Here is a 20,393-nt window from a genome sequence, read left to right on the forward strand (position 1 = left end):
CGGCGGCCGCTTCGCATGTGCGCCGCGTACGACGCGTTGACCCCGCGCTGTTGGGGGCACGGCTCATCACCCGCTCCGGTACGGAGCCGAAGCGGCGGTACACCTCCGCCCGCGTCACCGGCGCTGGCCGCTCCCCCACCGCGAGAAGGCGGCCTGCATCCCTCTGCAGACGCTGCTCGAAGTCCCGTGCGTCTACCGCCAACGCATCGCTCTCCTACGAGCACATCCCCGCCGAGGAGATCATCGCCCTGGCTGCAGCAGTGGTGTCAGCGTCGCGCGATGAACTCGGCGGCGAATCGTGCACCTCAGCCAAGAGCTCACCACCTCATCCCCTGAGGCAAATCGCTCACGATTTCGCCGGCGGCACGGGTGAGAACAGTGGTGATACCACCGGAGCCGACAGACACCGTGAGTCGTGCACGTCGGCTTCGGAGCGATACGTACGACAGTGAGGCTGCTCCTCTGCGGTGGCACCGCCTGACGGGCGTGTCAGCCGTTCCTTCCCGCTTAGCTCTCGTACGCCGCTGTGCGTGCGGAGCGCCCTGCCCCATCACTTGAACCAGGCGTGCTTCTTTGGCGCGCCTGCCGGCGCGGAGACGAAGAGCTAGCCGCCGTCTCGTGGCCGAGGCACTGCGTCTGATCCATCTTCCGTTCCTTCCCTTGCCAACAGGAGACTTGTACATGTCTGAATCCTCTGCGGCGGCCCCGGGCGCGTCGTGCTCCCCGCGCCCACTGGGCACTTGGCGTCCGGTGGATGCCTCGCGCGTGACGGCCCGCTTCGTGGATCCCTCCGGTGGGGCGCATGAAGCATCGTGGCCGCAGGCTGCTCGCGAGTATCCGCTCGAGCAGTGCGTGCCGGTGCGTAGGTTCGCGGTGCGCCGGGGTCGGCGCATCGCGCCAGGCTGGTACTGGTCGGCCACGATCGGCCGGTTCGTGCACTACGGCTTCGGGGCGATGCGTACGCAGGTGATGATGCTGGATCACGATCCGTTTGTGGTGGCGCTGTCGTGTCGGCCCGTGGAGTTGGCCTGGCACGGCCGCAGGGGCCAGGAGGTTCGGCACGCACCGCATCTGATGGCGCGTCTGGACGATGGCAGCGGGCTCCTCGTGGACTGCTGCGGGAGCAGCGGCGCGGGCCGCAGGCTGGCCCGGCGGGCGCGGCACGTGGCAGCTGCGGCGGACGCAGTCGGCTGGCACTACCGGTTGGCCGGCCCTCCCCCGCCGGTGGTGGAGGCCAATGTGCGGTGGCTTGCGGGATACCGCCATCCACGGTACGGGGCGGGCTGGCATCAGCGGGTCGCCGAGGTGTTCGCGCAGCCGCGGCCGCTGGCGGAAGGGGTGGCGCTGCTGGGGGATCCGATTGCCGCGTGGCCGCCGGTCTACCACGCCTTGTGGCACGGCGAGTTGGAGGGGGCGCTGGATTATCCGCTGCGGGAGCGGTCCGTGGCGGTGTCGGCTGCCGGGGCCGAAGGGCGGCTGGAGCGATGACGATGCCAGGTCTGAGTATCGGCGCCACCGTCACCTTCGACGGCCGTCAGTGGGAGGTTGCCGGTCTGGGCGACGGCCCCAAGGGCCAGGAGGAGGCGCTGCGGTGCTGGCTGCGCGATGAGAGCGGGACAATTGTTCAGTTCGCTCTGCCGGATCTGCTGAGTGCAGACGGCTTTGCGGTGGAGGGCGGCCCGGGCCGGCACGGGTGCCCCCGTTCGGGCGGCTGGAGACCCTGGACGAGGCCGTCCGCGAGCAGGCCTACCAATGGCGGGGCCATCTGTATGAGGTGGAGTCGGGTCTGCCCGGGCCTGGCCGCCTGGGGCCGGTGCGGGCTTGCTTCGACCCGGATTCCACGACGGTGGGGCAGCGGATCGAGGCCAAGTCTCGGCAGTTGCAGCGTGCGGGTTTCAAGGCGAGTGTCGCCACGGTGCGGCGGATGCGGGTTCGGTGGATCAGCGAGGGGCTGTGGGGGCTGGTGCCCAGGCAGCGCTCGGCGTCGGAGCTGGGGCGAGCCGATCCGGTCCTGGTGGCAACGGTGCGCGAGGTGCTCGGGCACAACGAGCGGCGTTCACGCTCGCGCGGGTGGAAATCCCGGATGCGCAAGGAGGTGGGCTGGCGCCTGGAAGAGCGGGAGGAGCTGGGCCTGCCCGGCTTCAAGATGCCGCCGCCCTCCACGTTCAACAAGCTGCTGTCCGCGCTGGAGGACAAAGGGCTGCGGGACAAGAACATGGCGCAGCGACGGTCGTGGTTCTCGCGCCCTGCGCCGCCATTCACTCCCACGATCGTGCTGCGTCCCGGGGAGCGGGTGCTGTTCGACTCCACGCCGGTGGACGTGCTGGTGGTGCTGGATGACGGGACGCTGGCGCGGCCGGAGATGACGGTGGCGCTCGATGTGGCCACCCGCTGTGTGCTGGGCATGGTGCTGCGGGTGGCGGGCACGGCGGCCGTGGACGCGGCGGTGTTGCTGGCCCAGGCGGTGACGCCGCTGGTCATGCGGCCGGGCTGGGGCGAGGAACTGCGGATGGCGCACGCCAATGTGCCCTTCGAGCGGCTGCTGAGTGTGGATGAGCGGCTGGCCGAGGCGGCGGCCCGGCCGGTGATCGTCCCGGAGACGGTGGTGATCGACCAGGGCCGGGTGTTCATCTCGGAGTCGTTCTTGGGGGCATGCGAGAGTCTGGGGATCTCCGTTCAGCCGGTTCCGCCCGCCAACGGGCCGGCCAAGGGGCACGTGGAGCGGCAGTTCGGGTCGCTCAACTCCCAGCTGTTCCAGTTCCTGCCCGGTTATGTCGGCTCCCATGTGGGCGAGCGGGGGCAGGACGCCGAACGTGAGGCGTGCCTGACGCTGCCCCAACTGCAGGACATCATCGAGGAGTTCCTGATCACCGGGTGGCATCGGCGCAAGCATGACGGGCTGCGTCATCCGCTGCTGCCGAAGCAGGCGCTGACACCGCTGGAGATGTGGGCAGCGCTGGTCGCGGTGACGGGGCATGTGCCGCTGCCGTTGAGCCTGGACGACCACGTCGAGCTGCTGCAGACGCGCTGGCATCCGATCACCGACCACGGGATCCGCTTCGACTACCGCACCTATGACGACGAGGCCCTCAACGGCTTTCGCGGCCAGGACTCGGGCGTCGAGGCGAAGCAGGGGCAGTGGGAGGTCCACTGGAACCCCTACGACCTCTCCCGTATCTGGGTGCGCCTGCCGTCCGGTTTCGTCCCGGTGCCCTGGATCCATGCGGGCGAGGTCGCGCTGCCGTTCACCCATCACACCTGGCAGCACATCCGCCGGGTGGTTAAACGCCGCGACGGCTACGAGGACCACGAGGCAAAGCTCGCCCGTGCCCTGGACGACCTGCTGCGGCGCGTCAGCCGGCTCCACACCCAGGCCACGAAGGCAGAGCGGCGGGTGGTGGCCAAGTCCCGTGCCAACCAGCACCTGGCCGTCCCCCCTGCCGCGCTGGACGCATTGGGTTCCCCAGGCATCCAGTTCACGCTGGCCGGTGCCGGTGCAGCGCTCGACGAGGACGACGAGACCGTCCCGGACGAGGACGACGAACTCCTCGACACAGACCCACAGCCCGGCTGCCCGGGAGCATCGGTGCGTGACGACACCCTGCAGGAGGATCCGTCATGGCTGTAAAGACGGCTCTCGGGTTCGGCGACGACGAGATCTTTGAACCCGTCACCACCTGGGAGGGGCTGCACACCTTCATGGCCGCGCAGCGGCCCGTCCCACCGCCAGCACTGGATGAGCGGTGGACCTTGGAGAGTCTGCGGGACTATCACTCCCGGTTCGTGGTCCTGACCACGCCCGCCGTGGAACAGGCCACGCAGCAACTCCATGCGCTGGCCGGGCTCAACCGGTGCCAGCAGGGCACCGCGCGCCGGGGGCTGATCGTGTCCGGGCCTCCGGGCACCGGCAAGTCGACCACCCTGCTGGAACTGGCCCGCCATTTCTACCGGGCGGGGCAGCTGAAGTGGCCGGACTTCGACAGCCAGCTCCCGGTCGTCTATGTCATGGTGCCGCCGTCCTATACGCCCAAGAACCTCGTCAAGGAGTTCGCCCGCTTCTTGGGCATTCCTCTTCACCGTCGCATGAATGAGGCAGACATCACCGAGGCTGTGTGCCGTGTGCTGTGCCAGCGGCGCACCCGGCTGGTCCTCATCGACGACGTGCACCTGATCAACACACGCACGCACGACGGCGCGGAGACATCTGATCAGATCAAGCACCTGACCGAACGCGTCCCGGCCACGTTCGTGCTGGCCGGCATCGATGTCGAGTACTCACCTCTGCTGAGCGGGGTGCGCGGCCAGCAACTCGCCGCCCGCTACAAGCTCGTCCGCACCACTCCCTTGCCCCACGGCACCGCGCAGGAAAAGGAGATCTGGCGCGCTCTGGCCAGAGATCTGGATGCCGCCCTGCGGCTGCGCTTTCACCGCAAGGGCACGCTGGTGCGGCTGGCCCCGTATCTGCACAGGCGCACCGGTGGTGTGATGGCCAGCCTGTCGCAGTTGGTCCGCGAGGCCGCGCTGGCCAGCCTGTCGGATGGCAGCCATGCCCTGACGCGCAAGCACCTGGACGCGGTTCAGCTGGACGTGCGTGCCTCGAGAGGAGACAGGCCATGAGCCGGCGTGGGCGCCAGCTGCTGCAGGTGGCCCCCTTTCAGGGTGAGTTGACCAGTTCCTGGCTGGCCAGGATGTCCGACACCTGCGGACTGCACATCCAGGATCTGGTGCGCGCCGCGCTGGCCGATGCCCAGCCCGCACAGGTCACCGGGGCGCCACAGCCGGGCCGCGAGGTGTTCTTCAACCGCCCGGCCCGCGCGGCGGTCTGCCACTTCACCGCAATGCCTGACCAGCGTCTGGGGGCGCTCCTGCCCTCGTTCGCGGGCGGGCACGAGCTACTCGATGACGGGTTCGAGAGGGCCCTGGCCGCCTGGTACACGCCCCGCCTGCCGTGGGTCAGCGCCTGTTCCCGCTGCGACAGTTCCACGGCCAGGGCCAGCGCGTCGGTGATGATGTATCCGGGGAGCGATCGGCACATCTGCCGTCGACATCGCCGCTGGCTGCTCGCCGCCCCCGGCCGGTGTCCGACGATCGCTCTGGCGCAGTTGCCGGAGGTCGTGGCCGCCCACGCCGGTCACATGGCGCTGACCCGGACCGTGCCACAGGCCCCGGCGATGGTCGCGTTCGGCGCGGCCGTCGTGTGGTCGTGGCAGGTCCAGGGCTGGGCTCTGGAGCCGGTGTGGGCCCGGCGTATCTCCGTGCTGGCCGGTCAACTCGACTGCAGCAGCACGGTGGTGGCGGCCCATCCGTTGATCCCCTATCCGGAGACGGTGGCAGTGGCCCGGCTCCTGGGAGCTCCGGCATGGCGCCGGCACCTGGTGTCCACCGCCGCCGTCCACGGCCTGCGGACGGCCCGGCAGGAGCTGTACGAGGCGCTGGCACGGTGCACCGACCGGCCCTGGCTGGCGGACTGGCTGGCAGCTGGAACACGGCTGCGCCATCCCGCCGCGCCGCACCCCGACCCGCTCGAGCACTGGCTCGCCTGTCTGCTGGGCACCACTGCATGGGACGGCGGCCCAGCCCTGCCGTTGTGGGATCTGCCCGACAGTATCCGCTGGCCCGGGCACTACGGCGTGCGCTCCAGCTGCCTCACGGAGGTCCGCTCCCGCGAGATCACCGACCAGGCACGGCACCTGGCGCTGACCGGCGGCTGGCACCCCTGACTCGCCAGGCGCCGTGGCCTCTGGCGCTCGCCCGCCACGTGCCCCGGCACTCCCCGCCCGCTGCTCTCCCCTCCGCCACCTCGAACTCCCGCACCGCAGTTGACGGTTACCCTTCGGAAAGGCCTCTGATCATGCTACTTACCCCCTCAACAGCCCAGTACTTGCTCGACGATCTCACCCGCGCCAGCGCCGTACCCGCGGCCTGCGGGAGCCTGTCGCGCTACGCGTTCCTGGAAAACGACCACGTCATGATCGGCGAGGTTGCCGTGCGCGGCTTCAAGCACAAAGGCAAGTGGCACGTCGATGAGCGCGACATCCGCCGTGCAGCTGCGGCGCTGGCCGCGCTCGATCTGCAGCCGCAGCACACCGTGGCCCTCGCCCTGCCCCGCCCACGCCGCAGTGAGGAGACCCTTCGGCACAACTGGCGGGCACAACTGCTGGATTGGGTCGGCCAGGCCCAGGACCTGCACCAGCACACCCAGGCCTGCGGCTGCACCGACTTCGTGTGCCAGCAGTCACGCACCGGCCGCGCGGAGCGCGTCACGGTGCCGGAGCTGACGGACGCCAACACCCTGGAACTCTTGCTCGGCCGGACCAGTCCCCTCAGCCTGGCGGGCACCCGCCCTTTCCCTCTGCTGTCGTGGTCCGGCACACGCTGGATGCTGCCCGCCGCCTACGCGGACCTGCTCACCCGCGCCGACACCGTGGCCGGTGACCTGGCGGTCAGGGCGTCATCGTGTGCGGACTGCGGCCTGAGCGGACAGTGGCCGCGCAACTCGAGCGCCCGCGGATTCGTCACCCTCTGCCCGGCCTGCGCCCGCGCCAAGTACCGGCCCTACACCGGGCATCTGGCCAGGACGCTCTACACCGCGCTGTCACCGGCCACACGGGCCGATGCCTACCTGTGCTGCCTGTGCCAGGAACCGCGCCGCGCCTACTACTGGGACCACTGCCACGAGCTCGAACACGGAAAGGTACGCGGGCCGGTCTGCGCCAGCTGCAGCACCCTGGAAAGCGGCGGCTGGTACTACCTGCAGACTCCCGGGGCGATGTCGCACCTGCTGCGCTGCATCGACTGCCGACGCGAGGGCACGCTGCCCGCGCATCATCGCGCCCGGCTGGTACGCGACCTGCTCAAGCCCGACGCGCATACGGACTGCGGGCGGGAGCCATACCGCGATCATGCCCGTAGTGAACCAGACGGCTCGGTATCGGTGGCCCTCTCATGCGACCACGGCCTGGTCACGCGCCGGTGGGAGCAGGTGGTCTCAGCCGCCGACGTCACACGGCTCGTCCGGGCAGTCGTCACCAGGGCGCTGCAAGAACAGGACACGGCTGAGAACGGCTGAGGGACCCGGCCTGGCTGGGCTGACAGCCCCGCCGAAGCCGCCCGCCGCATGCAGCGCCGTCTGCGGATTTCACGCCACTCTGGCCTCGGCCTACCCCGCTGGTGACAGGGTAGGTCGTGTCCAACCCGGTCCCGACCCGAAGTGGCATACCTGGCCCAGAGGGTCGGCAACAGCATGCCGGTGCACCACAATCGAGCAACCGTCGGCGATCGGCAGAGAGCGGCGGTCCCCGGCCCTTTGCAGGCGCCCCGACAAAGCTTCAGGGGCTGGCCCGTCGAGGCCATCCGGGGTCGTCTGTACTGCCGCGCCGACTCGGTGCTTGTCGGGGAGGGCCCGATCGCGATAATAGAACCTTTGTTCATATTGGGTGTGCTGGTATCTGGACACCATGCAGCTTGCGTCGGGAGACTGAAGAGATGACATCCGCCGTTCATGAGGCCTCGTCCTCGGCCCTTGGATACTTGTTCCAGTCGCAATGGGCGCTGCTGCAACTGCTTGAGGGCTCAGAGCAGCGTCCTGACGGCGCGATCAGCGTGGAACTGCATGATGATGTCGCCTGGGAGGAGTCCGGCAAGGCCGTTGACCTGCTCCAGGTCAAGCACCACCTCAAGACGGCTCGCACACTGGGCGACAAGGACGACGACGTGTGGCGCACCATCCAGTCCTGGATGGACACGCATCTGCCCGGGGATGTGGACGGGCCCTGGCTGACGTTGGTGACCACCCAGCAGGCGCGTCCCGGCACGGCCATGGCGGCTCTGCGCAGCGGTGGTGCGGGGGCCGTTGAGGCACTGAGGCTGTTGAACGCCGCCGCGGCGGCGTCGACGGCGAAGGAGTCCGCCAAGACACGCACGGCGTTCTTGGGCTTGCCCATGGCGGAGCGGGCCGTGTTCGTGGGGCGGATGCGGGTGATCGACTCCGTCCTGGTGATTGATGAGGTCGACCAGGCGGTGCGCCAGCGGCTGCGCACCACACTGCCGCAGGGCCACGAGGACCCGTTCATGCGGCAGTTGTGGGCATGGTGGCACGAGCAGACTCTCGCCATGCTGCGCAAGCGGATGACGAGTGTGTCGGTGGACCGGCTGGTCGCGCAGATCAGCCGGATCCGCGATGACTACACCTCGGACCGGCTGCCGACGCTGGTGCAGCGTGACGACGTCACCGATGACGCACGCGAGGAGTTGTCGGATGCGTGTTTCCTGCACCAGCTGCGGTGGGTGGGGGCCGGTCGACAGCTCGACAAGGCGATGGTGGACTACTACCGGGCGTACACGCAGACCGTGATGTGGCTCGAGGACGATCTGGTGGGTATCGAAGAACTGGAACGGTTCGAGGGGAACTTGAAGGACGAATGGGGGCGCGAGTTCGACTGGATGCTGGACGAACTCGGCGAGGGCGCGACGGACCAGGAGCGCGAGCGGGCGGGACGGACGCTGCTGCGCTGGGCTCTGGATCAGGCCAAGTACCGGGTGCGGGAGCGTTACGACGAGCCGTTCTTCGCGCGAGGCAAGCACCATGAGCTGGCTGACCGTGGCCGCATTGGCTGGCATCCGCTCTTCGAGGACCGTCTGGAGAACCTGAATTTGTCCAGGACGACTCATGGTTAGTTGGCAGCAGCGGCCGCAGGCGCCCGCGGTCTTCCTCAATCCCGCGCTGCTGGCCGCGGTGCAGGCGGCCGCTGCGGCGGCCTATGCGCGTGAGAGCGGGGGCGAATTGATGGTGTGGCCGCTGGCGATGCTCACCCCGGCCCTGGTGCTGCACGGCCCCACCCGGCGTGCCCTGCCTGCGGCGGTATCCACACACCTGTCCTCGTGGGTTTCGCGCAACCCGATCCTGGTGGCCGGATTGCCGCAGCGGACCGCCTCGTTGACACCTGCCGTCCAGGAAGGGCTCCGGTTCGGGCTGCGGCACGGCCTGCTGACCTTGCAGGACGGGCGGGTGCAGGGTGCGCTGCGCGGGGTGTCCCGCCTGGAGGGCGAGGTGGCCGAGATCGTTCGCAAGGCGCAGCTGGTAGGCCGGTGGACAGCCCGGACTGATCGGCCGTCGACGGTATTTGCGCTGCTGGGTGTGAGACCCTAAGCCGCGTGCAGCTGCGGTCGATCATTCTTTACAGCAAGAGCGGCGAGAAGCGGGTCCTGGAGTTCCGGCTGGGCGAGTTGAACATCGTCACCGGAACGTCGCAGACCGGCAAGAGCGCACTGCTCGACATCATGGACTTCTGCATGGGCCGCGACGAAGTCACCCTGCCGATCGGGCCGATCAGCCGCACGGTGTCCTGGTATGCGGCGCTGTTCCAGCTGGGCGACACCCGGGCGTTCGTGGCGCGCAAGGCGCCGGCCCCGGGGCGCAAGTCGGTCACCAATGCCATGCTGGAGCTGGGTGCGGATCTTGAGCCGCTGGACTTCGACCAGCTTCGGGTCAATGCCGACTCCACCACCGTGCGCGAGCAGTTGGGGCGCCGTATCGGGATCGGGGACACGGCCGTGGACAGCGGGAGCGGGGGGCCGCTCACCGCTCACCTCGGCCATGCTGCGCTGCTGTGCCTGCAGAATCAGGACGAGGTCTCTAACCGGCGTTGGCTGTTTCACCGGCAGGCCGAGGACGGAATCCGCACCGCACTGCGCACCACGCTGCCGTATTTCCTGGGGCTGTCGCCGAGGACCAGGCGGCGCGCCAGCAGCAACTGACCGCAGCCCGGCGCCAGCTGCGGCGTCTGCAGGGCGAGTTGAAGGCGGCCGAAGGCCTCAACCGCGACGTGGACGTCACCCTGCAAACACTCCTGCGGGAGGCGGCCGCCCGCGGGCTGCTGTCCAACGACGCCGCGACCGCGGCGGTGGTGGACCGCGCCGGCGCCCTCGATGCGTTGCGCACCGCGGCGTCGATCGCCTCGCTGCCGACACCGATGCGGGATGAGGAACAGCGCCGGCAAGAACTGCGGTTGCAGGAACTGCGCTCGCAGCTGCGGGGCAACCTGCGGGACATCGCGGATCAGCGGCAGCTTCTGACCGACCAGGAACAGCATGCGAACGGGTTCGCCTCGGCCGTGGGCCGTGGCGCCTCCCGCTTGCAGGCTCTCGATTTGGTGGGCGAAGAGGCCAGACACGACCTGGCGTCCTGCCCGGCGTGCGGCAGCGCCCTGAGCGAGCCGGATCCCAGCGTCGAGCAGATGCTGGCGACGCTCGGCGAGCTGCGACACCAGCTCGACACGGTCCGCACGACGCATCCCGGGCGGGAGCGGGCGCTGCGGGCGCTGCAGCAGCAGACCGACGGGCTGCGCCAGCAGCTGCGCGGGGTGGAGGGGGCGCTGTCCGCGCTCTCGGAGGCCGAGGCCACCCGGCGCGGGTTGCAGAGCCGGGCCGAGGAACAGGCCTATGCACGCGGAAGGATCGACACCTACCTCGGCCAGCTCGACCAGAGCGGCGCCCGCGGAGAGCTGGAACGGCTGCGCTCTCAGGTGGCGCTGGCCGAACAGGTGGTCCGCGGCCTGGAGGACGAACTGGACCCGCAAGAGACCGAGGACCGGCTCGCCCACAGCCTCAACTACCTGAGCAGCGACATGACCGCGTGGGCCGACCAGCTCAAACTCGAGCACGGACGGCGCCACGTGCGCCTGGACCTGAAGCGGCTGACCGTGGTCACCGACTCCGACGACGGGGTGGCCGAGCTGATGCGGATCGGCAGCGGCAAGAACTGGGTCGGCTACCACCTGGTGGCCCACCTTGCCCTGCACCAGTACTTCGTGGCCCACCAGCGGCCCGTGCCGCGCCTGTTGATGCTCGACCAGCCGACCCAGCCCTACTACCCCTCCGACGTCGCCAAACAGGCCGGCTCACCGGCCCAGGACGCCGACCGCGAAGCGGTGCTACGCCTGTTCGAGCTGATGCGGGACGTCGTCACCGACCTGCGGGGCGGCTTCCAGATCATCGTCAGTGACCACGCCAACCTCCCCGAACAGTGGTTCCAGAACTGCGTCCGCTACAACTGGCGCGACGGCGAGGCCCTCATCCCCCAGGCCTGGATCGACGAACACGGCGACAGCAGCAACTGAGCAGGCGCCGCCCCTGCCGGTTGTTTCAACGCGGCGGTCCCGGGCCCTTGAAGTCCCCTGCCAGCCACGCACCGGCGAGATTCGGTCAGGGGATAAGCAAGGTACGGGCGATGACGATCAGTCATGCCTAGAGGCATTGCTCGAGTTCGGAGCGGGATGTGAGGCGCGGCAGGGCGTATTCACTGCGGATGTCACCTTACAACCGATCTTGCTCACGTGACCTACTGGACAGCAGGTCGAGATGACGAGTACGCATACCGATCGATACGCCGTCTAACTTCTCATCACTTCATCGTCCATATGTTCGGTCCCTTTTGGCCCATGCCCAGCCTCCAGCGGAAGCGAGATGCTGTTCAGTCTGGGAACACGAAACGGGGGTGTGTCGTGGATCCGATCATTTTGGCAGCGGCGACCGCGGTGGTAGGAGCAATGGCCACAGACGGTTGGAAGCACGCTCAGAGCGGGCTCACTGCCTTGTGGCGCAGGGTATGGCCGGAGCAAGCAGATGCGGTGGCCGGCGAGTTGGAGGCAGTTCGATCGGTGATGTCGGGTGCCCGCGAAGAGTCCAACGTGACAGAAGCCGAGCACAACCACCTGCTGGTGGAGGACTGGCGCGAGCATCTACACGAGCTGCTGAGTCGGGATCCAACGCTGACGAGGGAACTTCGGGAGCTGACAGAACGCCAGCTATTGCCGTTACTCCCACCAACTGAACGAGCGGCGGTGGGTGGGCTGTTACAGCAGGCGCAAATGGCCGACGCGGAACACGCGGTCCAAGCGGGCCGGGACGCAGTGGACAGTTCAGTGAAGGGCAACACCTTCCAAGGACCCACCGCGTTCCAGAGCGGGCCGGGCAGCACCCAAGACATCACCTTCTGATCATCGTGACCAGCGACTTCGCAACGTTCGTGGCTGATGGCACGTTGCGAGACAGCGTGTTTCACGGTCCAGCGGTGTTCCAAACCGGGGCGGGAAGCACGCAGCATGTTCATCTGCCCCCCACCGTTCAACAGCCGGTGGTGTGGCCTCAGCAGCTAGGAACGGTTCCGGAAGTTGCCACCGCCTTTCACGCACGTGCAGACGTCCGCGCGCAGGTAGACCTCGCATGGTCGAGCTGCAAAGCGGTGGTATTGACCGGGGGGGGCGGAGTGGGCAAAACCCAGCTGGCAGCCGATTGCGCCCACCAAGCCCGTGCCGAGAACATACAGCTGTTGGTGTGGGCCGACGCCAGAGAAACCAGATCGATTATCGAACTCTACGGGCGGGCTTGCCAACGCCTGCAACTTCCAGGCACCACCGCACAAGACGCCGAATCGGACGCCCGGCTATTCCTGGAGTGGCTGGCCATCACCGATAAGACCTGGTTGGTAGTACTGGACGACATCACCGACCCCCATCAGTTGGCCCCGTGGTGGCCACCATCGTCATCGTCGGGCCGGGTCCTGGCCACGACCCGGCGCCGTGACGCCCTGCTCCACGGCAGCGGCCGTGTCATGGCCGTCGTGGATGCCTACACTCCAGAAGAAGCCTCAGCTTTTCTGCACGATCGGCTCACTCATGCGAGCGCTGCATATCTGATTGACGATCAGGCGGACGCGCTTATCGCGACGCTGGGGCAGCTGCCATTGGCAATGGCACACGCTACCGCGTACATGATCAGTGAGGATGTCTCGTGCGCCCACTACCTACAGCGATACACAGATAAGCGCACCCGCCTCCATTCCCTTTTACCGCACAGGGCGGACACCGAAGGGTACGGGCAAGACGTAGCGGCGGGCCTCTTGCTGAATCTGGAAGCCGTCCGCGCTCATGCGCCCGCGGGCCTTACCGACCCGATCCTCCACATCGTTTCTCTGCTCGACCCAGTAGGCCATCCCGGCAGTCTTTGGTCCACCGCGGCAATAATCGACTACCTAACCCATCACCGAGCCATGCAGCAGGCCGGTAGCCCGTCAGTCGACCGCCCGAAGGACGGACTCACTGCAGAGCAGACCCATGTCGTGCTCCGGCTGCTGCACCGTTACGGACTGATCGTTTACAACACCTATGACGAGTATCGAACTGTGCGCATCAACGCGCTGACAGCCCGTGCCGCGCGCGAAACCATCACGGACATCGAACTCGACGGCCTGGTCACAGCAGCCGCCGATGCTCTGCAACAGATCTGGCCCGACCGTGACCACATCAACTTTTCCCTAACTGCTGTCCTGCGGGCCAACACCGATTGCGTCCAACACCACGCTGGAGACCTGCTGTGGTCCACCGACGGCCATCCGGTGCTGTATACGGCAGGAGTCAGTCTCCTCGACGCCGGTTTGTACGCCGACGCCATCACCCACTTCAGCCACCTTGCCCAGACCGCAGAGCGATCCCTTGGTCACACCCACGTCGCCACACTCGCCGCTCACAACCGCCTGGCCCTCGCTTACGGAAGGATGGGGCGGACCGCGGAGGCCATTTCCCTCCAAGAACAATCCCTCGAAGTCAGCGAGCAGCTGCATGGCATGGACCATGCCGAGACCCTAACAGCGCGCAACAACCTGGCCGTCTATTACGGGGACGCAGGCAGGATCGACGAGGCGATCGTCCTCCAGGAGCGGGTATTTGCCGATTGTGAACGGTTGTGGGGCGACGATCAGATAAGCGTCCTCGCAGCCCGCCACAACCTCGGCACCCTCTATGGACAGGCAGGCAGGTTCAAAGAGGCAATCGTCCTCCAGGAACGACATATCGCCGACGAGGAGCGGTTGCTCGGCGCCGAGCATCCCGGCCTACTCACCTCGCGGCATAATCTTGCCTGCTTCTACTTTCAGGCTGGCCAGATTAATGAGGCCATATCCCTGCAAGAACAGACGCTTAGGGCCAGCGAAGGTTTGTTCGGACCGGACCACCCCAGCACCCTCACCTTTCGCAATAACCTAGCAGTTTCCTACGAGAAGGCTGGCCGGCCGACTGAGGCCATCACCCTTGCCGAGCGCGTGCTGCAAGTTAGTGGTCAACGACTCACCCCGGACCACAGCCTTGCCGCACGCCACATCCTCGCCGCATGCTACGAACAACAGGGACTCACCCACAAAGCTATCAATCTGGCTCAGGAGATCCTCGAGACCCGTGAACACCTTTCGGGCCGCGACCACCCCGACACGTTAGCCATTCTTAGCCTCCTAGCGATAGCTTATTGGAAGGTAGGAAGAACCAGTGAGGCGATCAGCCTGCAGGAGCAGATCCTTGCGAGCCGCGAACAGTCGCTGGGTGGCGATCACCCCCACACTCTCTTAGCTAGACACAACCTCGCCGCCTCCTACGAGCAGGCAGGTCGGTTGGATGAGGCCATCACTCTGCAAGAGCAGCTCATTGAAGTCAGTGAACGATTGCTTGGCCCTCACCACCCTGACGTCCTCACCATGAACGGAAACCTGTCCCTCTTCTATCAAGGAGTAGGTCGGCTTGATGACGCTGTCGCCTTGCAGGAGCAGGTTCTTGAACTCAGTGAACGAGTTCTGGGCCCCCATCACCCTAACGTCCTGATGGACCAAAATAATCTTGCTTTCCTGTATGGGGAGTCAGGCCGGCTGAATGATGCCATTCCCCTGCAGGAGCAAGCTCTTGACTCCAGCCAACGAGTTCAGGGACACGACCATCCTGACACTCTTGTCATTCGCCACAACCTCGCCCTCTCCTACGGTGAGGCGGGGTACATCAAGAAGAGCATCGCCCTCCAAGCCGAGATACTTAAGGCAAGCAAACGGGTGCTCGGCCCTCAACACCCCGACACTCTGGAGCGTGTCACAGCTCTTGAGCAGTAGCGAGACAGAACAAGGCGGCGATGGTGGAAGGTCGGCCGTTGACACCCTGGTACCTGCCTGGCCGACCACACCGGGGTGGTACCTATGTCATCAAACCTTGACCATCAGTCAACCAGCCCTCGCGCTCGTGAGCAACATCCTCAGTAAAGGCGTTGCAGCAGGCCGGACCGGCTTGTCCCGCTAAGCGCGGGCTGGTCCATTCCGGGGAGTGACACCCCGCATCAGGCGTGCGCTGTAGCCGCCGCGGACCATGTGAAGAGTGACCTTCGAACGGTGCGTCAGTTCCCGGAGGGCCGCGGGGCTCACCGGTTCGCCGTCGAGCGTGAGCACTCCGCGCGGAATGCCGTGGCGCGAAGCGACCGGCCGCGCGGTGCCCCCTCGGGACCACGGGAAACGGATGGCCATGGGTCTCACCCCGGTTTTCGGTTCGGGCGTCGAGGATTTGAGCATCGGCGCTCCCCAGAGCCCGGACAAGGCCCGGTCGCATGCAGCTTTCGGACACCATGCATCGCGCCGATTGCTGGGATGACGCTGCAGGGACGGCAGCGGCACGGGAATGTTGCTGCGGCATCGGCGCGCGGGCCTGGTACCTCCGCTGCCGCGTACGGCCGAGTACAAGGGGACGGCCGAGGCCGGGAACGCGTGCCGGGGCGTCCTCCAGAACCCGACGTGCCCGATGCCGGTGTCGTCCCGCCACAACTCCCCCTGTCCGTGCACGAGGTGACGAAGCGCCGGACCGTGATACGGCGGGAACGGAGGATTGGCGACGGCCGGTAGCGGCGGGACGCGCGGCCCGGGGTCAGGCGCACGTCCTGCAGTCGAAGTCGGGGATCGGCTGGCCGGCCGGGGTCTTGTGCCACTCCTTCGAAATGCGGTCGAGCTCGTCGGCGAGCCGGTCGGCCTCCGCCTTGAGGGCATTCTTGATCTTGGCTTCGACTGCCTGGCGCGCCTCGGCGCGGGTGGCCGCGCACGCCTCGTACCGCTTCCCTTTCATCGCGTCGCCGATTCCCACCGCCAGGGCCCGGGCGTCGCGTACGTGCTTGGCCTCGTGTTTGACCACCCGCTGCCGCCACGCGCAGACCACCCTCTTGCACACCGCGGAGAGCTTGCGGGTCGGCTCCCACTCCAGGGCGTACACGGCGGTGACCGCGTTGAAGGTGACCTTCTGGAGCGTGGCTTCGATGCAGACCTGGCTGCCTGCGGGCTCGCAGATCCCGGTGAAGCAGCCCAGCGAGGTCCGGCAGTCGGACAGGCAGGCGCTGGCGCTGTCGTACTCCTTGCCGTTGCAACGACAACGCACTTTGGTGATGCTTCGGGTCTTCTCGAGCGGCGGAGCGTAGGTGTAGGAGTACCTGGCTATGGTCCATCCCACGTGCCCAGGGTGTGCGTTGCCCTCCTCGTCCTGGACCCCGACCGTTTCACGGTAGTTCGCCACGGCGTTGCAGTCGTTCTCTTCGATGGCGTTCGCCGGCAGGCGGGTGACGTCAACGGCCAGTGGGCAGTCGGGGGTCGCCGTGGCCGGGGGCTTCGCGGACGTCGCACGGGGCGCGGACGATGAGGCTGCCGGTGGTGTCCCGCCCCGCCCCGTGCAAGCCGCCAGCAGGGAGGAGACGGCTGCCGCCAGGAGCATCCGCCTGCCGGGGCCTGCTCCCACGCGGACGGCGCGGCGCCTGGGAGCGGGTGGCCGCGACACCCGCCAGACGAGTAGGACGGCCACCGCAGGGGGTACCAGAATCGCCATCCACGTCACGCCGTCGGGCGGCGTACCCGCCGCCACCGCGGCGAGCAGGACGAGGGCGCCGTTCCGGGCCACCGTGCGGCGGGACAGCGGAGCCCCCGCGCGGCCGAAGCAACCGCACAGCACCACGCGGCCCGTTGCGACGGCCCACCTAGCGAAGACGGTGAAAGCCGTCAGCAGCCCCAGGGCGCCGCAGGCGCCGACATGAGCTGTGCCCGGCAGCACAAGCAGGGCGGCCAGCAGTGCCTCCGCGCCGATCAGCAGCACGGCACCCCTCGGTGCGAGGCCCGCCGCGGCCAGCGCGGCGCGTACGGTACCGGGTCGCAGGGACTTGCCGACTACCGCGCTGACCAAAATCACCGCGAGCAGATACCGGGCGGGCAGGTCCATTCCCGCACTGTGAACCTCTGATCGCCAGCGGTCCATTCCATCAAATGGCCATAAAACTAAGCGCGTTGTCCGATTGACGTCTCGTTCAGCGACGGAAGGTCGTCACGGGCGGCGGCAGCACGGTGGCCTGTGGTCTTGGCGTATCGGATGCAGCCGAACGAGCCTGCGGTCGTACCCCGCGCTGAGCATGGCAAGTGACATCAGGTGTGCTTCGTACCTGGCACTGCCGGCGAGTTTGCGGACTTGTTGGCACCGGGCGTGGCCGGTGTTCACTTGGCATCGTCTGTCGAGAAGGGCTGCGCCGCACTCAGCACAATTCACCAGGGCCGTGCTTGCTGACCTGCCTCTTCGCCCTGTCTCAACTCGTTTCGTCTGCACCGCGTTTGTCAGCGGTGCACTCCGCCATGCGCCCGACCCATCGGGCCGCATCCTCCTGCACGATGGTCTCAACTCGGGCCACGAGGAGTGAGCGGCGCGCATCGTCATCAGGACCGCCCCCGTAAGGGGGTATGAGGTGATCGAACCAGACCACTTCCTGCTGGATGGCCATGAGCACCGCGGTCTCTCTGATCCAGTTCTCCTTCCACTGGAAATTACGGCCCAGGCTCTGCACGATCACGACCGCCGCCCCCAGGAGCGCGAGGTAGTACCCGGGAACCCGGAAGGCGGCCGCTGCTGGAATCGCCGCCGCGAGGATGATGACGGCCAGGTCCACCCGGCTGGCGTTCCGCTTACACGAGGCCGCCCCGTCCTCGAAGAATCGCAGGTGCCCCTGCACACGGTCCGGGATTGGCCCTCTTCCTCCGACCTCCATCGGTTCACCTCCGCAGATAGGCTGCGCGGCCTACGCCCTATATGAAGCGGCATCGCTCCATATGGTGTGCCCCGGTGGCCCCTGCCACCGGAAGGCCACGACACTTCCGGCAAGGGGGGCGCAGGTGCTCGCAGCGCCAGGTTTACTACTGCTGCTTCGCCCATAGCCGGGTGGTAGCAGTGGTGGCCCGCACCCGGCCGGAGGGCACGGCGAGGGCCTTGACCCTGCCGTCGGGAACAGCGCCGGATGGTCCCGGTTGCCCCGGAAGCCGTTGACGGTGACGCGGAATGGCTCCCTTGGCCATGGCAGCCTCCTTCGTCCTTCACGCCCGGCGGCGCGGTACCCGCGCAAGGGGTGCTTTCATCAACCCATCCGGCCGATGCCGACGAAAGGCTTCGACAGGCGTAAAGGGCGTACGGTCTACCCCGCCCCGGTGACGATCCCACGGTGCCGTCTTCGGTCGTATTGTCCAGGGCAGCGTCGGCCCGGTCGAGTTGAGACAGTGCCGCACCGAGCCCATCGCTACAGGTTTCGAGGCCATCACTCCGCCGTCATACGACTTCTGCCAGCGCTCCCTCCACCGAGCTCGCCGAAGAAGGCCAGGAGGTCACCGAAGCCACTCAGAAGCACCGGGCCCCAGCAAGACCCCGCGTGTGCTTCGGCTGGCTGCTGGTGGTGGTGTGGCGGGCGTTCAGAAGTGGGCAAAGACAGCCATCGAACAGCTCGGCGCTCCCTTCCAAACCTCGAGCTTCTAATGGGATCACCCGCGCGTCAGGCCGCTGGCGACGGTTTTCGGGTTCGAGCCGAGCGAAGCCAACGTCGAGCTGCACTTCGTGCCTCAAGGGTGAGAGCGAGTTCGTGCATGGAGCATTCACCGAACCGCGTGACGGGCTCGGTCAAGTAGGGGGAGATCTCCGTCTGGCCCTGCAGCTCGCTCTTCCAGGCTTCGCTACGACGATGAGGACGGTTCGAGAACGGTGCGAGCTCCGCGGAGCTGCTCGCCCAGGTCTGCTCGCCCAGGTCTGCTCGCACGCGTTACGCCAGATGACTCGAACGGTTCTGGCACGGCGCGGCTGTTTGGCCGGGGAGGCGCTCAGTCCGCCTTGACGGTGCTCGTCTCCGGCTCTTGCATGGACTGTGCCCGCTCGGGCGGTACCGCAGAGCAGGGGGATTGCCATGTCACGCGCGGTCGAAGAACTTCAACAGATTCCCTTCTCGCAGCTCATCGGCGCCCCTTTGAAGGCCGCTGTCGAGGCCCAGGCGCTTGCTGCACAGTCAACGATTGAGTTCATCCATAAAGTCGGCTTCAAACAGCCGGGCTTCGGAGGCGACGACCAGGACCTGGTCTTCACCGACCTCGACAAGGATGCGGAAGCGGGAGAACTGCGGTCGGTAACCTTCAGTTATACGAAGAAGGGCGAGAACGAGGCTCCCGAGGAGTTCTCGCTGACGGTGCCGTTCCTGGCGATCACTCCGATCCCTTACATCAGGATCGACGAGATAACCATTGACTTCAACGCCAAGCTGACGGACTCGGTCGAGCGGAAGACGAGTTCGACGTTCAAGCTCGACTCGGAGGTCAAGGGCAGCTATAGCGCCTTCTGGAGCCCGATCAAGATCGAAGCCCGCGTGTCGGCAACGTACAACCAGAAGTCGAGCAGCACCGAGAGGCAGCAGCGCGAGTACGCGATGCAAATCCACGTCCGGGCCACGCAGGACGAGATGCCTGCGGGTCTCTCCCGCATGCTCGACATCCTCGAACAGGCCATCCAGGAGCAGCCGACGGCTCCGGCGTAGCTGCGGGAGGCGGGCAGTGCCCAGGCTGGGAGAAGTGCTCGGAGGCCTGCTCACCGACGTGCTGCGGGCGCGGCTTGCCACCGACGCGCTCTCCGCGCAGGCGCTGGAGGCGTACCGCGAGGATCCGGTGCTGGCTTCGTTCTCCGTGCCGCGGGTCGCCGTGGCTGACATGACGGTGCGGCTTCGGTTCCTGGTCACAGGAGTTGAGGTGCCCGAACCACCGCGGCCGGACCGTGTCCGGGCGGGCCGGGCGTGGAACGCCGTCGTCCGGGAGCAGGTGCTGCCGCGGCTGAGCACCAACCATCCGGACGCCGGCCTGGAGGAGGTCGTACGGCTGCTGCAGGACGCGGTGCGCAGGAGCCCGATCGGTGTCGGTGAGCGGGAGCTGGATCGTGCGGTGGACGGCGACATCGCCCCGCTGGTCGACTCGGCGCTGGTGCAGGTGGCCGAGCAGGTGGACGGCCTCTCGCCCGCGGCACGGGGACGGCTCGCCAGGATCCGCTGGGAGGAGGAGGTGCACCGTGAGCTCGCCCTGCGGGCGGGACCGTTCGCCGAGCGGGTACGTCAATGGGCCGCGGCCGAGCAGGCGTTGCGCTCCCGCGTGGAGGTCGAGGTGAGCGCGGACCGATTGCAGGAGTGGCCCGCGGAGACGCTGCAGCAGATCGAGCTGACCGTCGCGCTGGCCGACATCGAGGAGTTCGTCGATCTCGCCACCCGAACGGAGCCCTGAG

General features: G+C 67.3%; 15 protein-coding genes. 13 read left to right on the forward strand and 2 right to left on the reverse strand.

Features of this window, described 5'->3' with window-relative positions:
* Positions 1 to 765: 765 nt before the first annotated feature.
* The 11 genes from ACFQ7F_RS24880 (at position 766) to ACFQ7F_RS24930 (ending at position 14,923) form a co-directional block, all read left to right on the forward strand.
* Entirely contained in the window at positions 766 to 1,488 is a 723-nt protein-coding gene (locus ACFQ7F_RS24880) for a TnsA-like heteromeric transposase endonuclease subunit (RefSeq protein WP_383273993.1), read from the forward strand.
* Positions 1,489 to 1,693: 205 nt separating this feature from the next.
* Positions 1,694 to 3,628, forward strand: coding sequence for a Mu transposase C-terminal domain-containing protein (locus tag ACFQ7F_RS24885; RefSeq protein WP_383273995.1), 1,935 nt, complete (start codon positions 1,694 to 1,696; stop codon positions 3,626 to 3,628).
* On the forward strand, positions 3,619 to 4,617 hold the full coding sequence (locus ACFQ7F_RS24890; protein ID WP_383273997.1) for an AAA family ATPase: 999 nt from the start codon (positions 3,619 to 3,621) through the stop codon (positions 4,615 to 4,617). Before ACFQ7F_RS24885 ends, ACFQ7F_RS24890 begins: the two co-directional genes overlap by 10 nt.
* Complete coding sequence (locus tag ACFQ7F_RS24895; protein WP_383273999.1) at positions 4,614 to 5,720, forward strand: hypothetical protein; 1,107 nt, start codon at positions 4,614 to 4,616, stop codon at positions 5,718 to 5,720. Before ACFQ7F_RS24890 ends, ACFQ7F_RS24895 begins: the two co-directional genes overlap by 4 nt.
* Before the next feature lie 131 nt (positions 5,721 to 5,851).
* Positions 5,852 to 7,069, forward strand: a complete 1,218-nt coding sequence (locus tag ACFQ7F_RS24900; RefSeq protein WP_383274001.1) for an endonuclease domain-containing protein — start codon at positions 5,852 to 5,854, stop codon at positions 7,067 to 7,069.
* A 416-nt stretch (positions 7,070 to 7,485) separates the two neighbouring features.
* Positions 7,486 to 8,676 carry an ABC-three component system protein gene (locus tag ACFQ7F_RS24905; protein WP_383274003.1) on the forward strand — a complete coding sequence of 397 codons (1,191 nt, stop codon included), beginning with the start codon at positions 7,486 to 7,488 and terminating at the stop codon, positions 8,674 to 8,676.
* Positions 8,669 to 9,148: a three component ABC system middle component gene (locus ACFQ7F_RS24910; RefSeq protein ID WP_383274005.1), complete on the forward strand. Its 480-nt coding sequence runs from the start codon at positions 8,669 to 8,671 to the stop codon at positions 9,146 to 9,148. Before ACFQ7F_RS24905 ends, ACFQ7F_RS24910 begins: the two co-directional genes overlap by 8 nt.
* Before the next feature lie 5 nt (positions 9,149 to 9,153).
* Positions 9,154 to 9,756 (forward strand): hypothetical protein, encoded by a 603-nt coding sequence (locus ACFQ7F_RS24915; RefSeq protein ID WP_383274007.1) that lies wholly within the window; start codon positions 9,154 to 9,156, stop codon positions 9,754 to 9,756.
* A 38-nt stretch (positions 9,757 to 9,794) separates the two neighbouring features.
* Positions 9,795 to 11,117 carry a DUF3732 domain-containing protein gene (locus tag ACFQ7F_RS24920; protein WP_383274009.1) on the forward strand — a complete coding sequence of 441 codons (1,323 nt, stop codon included), beginning with the start codon at positions 9,795 to 9,797 and terminating at the stop codon, positions 11,115 to 11,117.
* Between the two features lie 384 nt (positions 11,118 to 11,501).
* Positions 11,502 to 11,996 carry a hypothetical protein gene (locus tag ACFQ7F_RS24925; protein WP_383274011.1) on the forward strand — a complete coding sequence of 165 codons (495 nt, stop codon included), beginning with the start codon at positions 11,502 to 11,504 and terminating at the stop codon, positions 11,994 to 11,996.
* A 5-nt stretch (positions 11,997 to 12,001) separates the two neighbouring features.
* The gene (locus ACFQ7F_RS24930) at positions 12,002 to 14,923 is read left to right on the forward strand and encodes a tetratricopeptide repeat protein (RefSeq protein WP_383274012.1); all 2,922 of its coding nucleotides are present in this window, start codon (positions 12,002 to 12,004) and stop codon (positions 14,921 to 14,923) included.
* Positions 14,924 to 15,722: 799 nt separating this feature from the next.
* Here ACFQ7F_RS24930 and ACFQ7F_RS24935 read toward each other — a convergent pair.
* Both ACFQ7F_RS24935 and ACFQ7F_RS24940 read right to left on the reverse strand, forming a co-directional pair.
* The gene (locus ACFQ7F_RS24935; protein WP_383274014.1) at positions 15,723 to 17,051 is read right to left on the reverse strand and encodes a MauE/DoxX family redox-associated membrane protein; all 1,329 of its coding nucleotides are present in this window, start codon (positions 17,049 to 17,051) and stop codon (positions 15,723 to 15,725) included.
* Positions 17,052 to 17,409: 358 nt separating this feature from the next.
* Positions 17,410 to 17,865: a DUF4231 domain-containing protein gene (locus tag ACFQ7F_RS24940; RefSeq protein ID WP_383274016.1), complete on the reverse strand. Its 456-nt coding sequence runs from the start codon at positions 17,863 to 17,865 to the stop codon at positions 17,410 to 17,412.
* Positions 17,866 to 19,041: 1,176 nt separating this feature from the next.
* Here ACFQ7F_RS24940 and ACFQ7F_RS24945 point away from each other — a divergent pair.
* Positions 19,042 to 19,662 carry a DUF2589 domain-containing protein gene (locus ACFQ7F_RS24945; RefSeq protein WP_383274018.1) on the forward strand — a complete coding sequence of 207 codons (621 nt, stop codon included), beginning with the start codon at positions 19,042 to 19,044 and terminating at the stop codon, positions 19,660 to 19,662.
* A 16-nt stretch (positions 19,663 to 19,678) separates the two neighbouring features.
* Positions 19,679 to 20,392, forward strand: coding sequence for a hypothetical protein (locus ACFQ7F_RS24950; RefSeq protein WP_383274020.1), 714 nt, complete (start codon positions 19,679 to 19,681; stop codon positions 20,390 to 20,392).
* The last annotated feature ends 1 nt before the right edge of the window (position 20,393 follow it).

This window comes from Streptomyces sp. NPDC056486 (assembly GCF_042795295.1).
Lineage (GTDB): Bacteria > Actinomycetota > Actinomycetes > Streptomycetales > Streptomycetaceae > Streptomyces.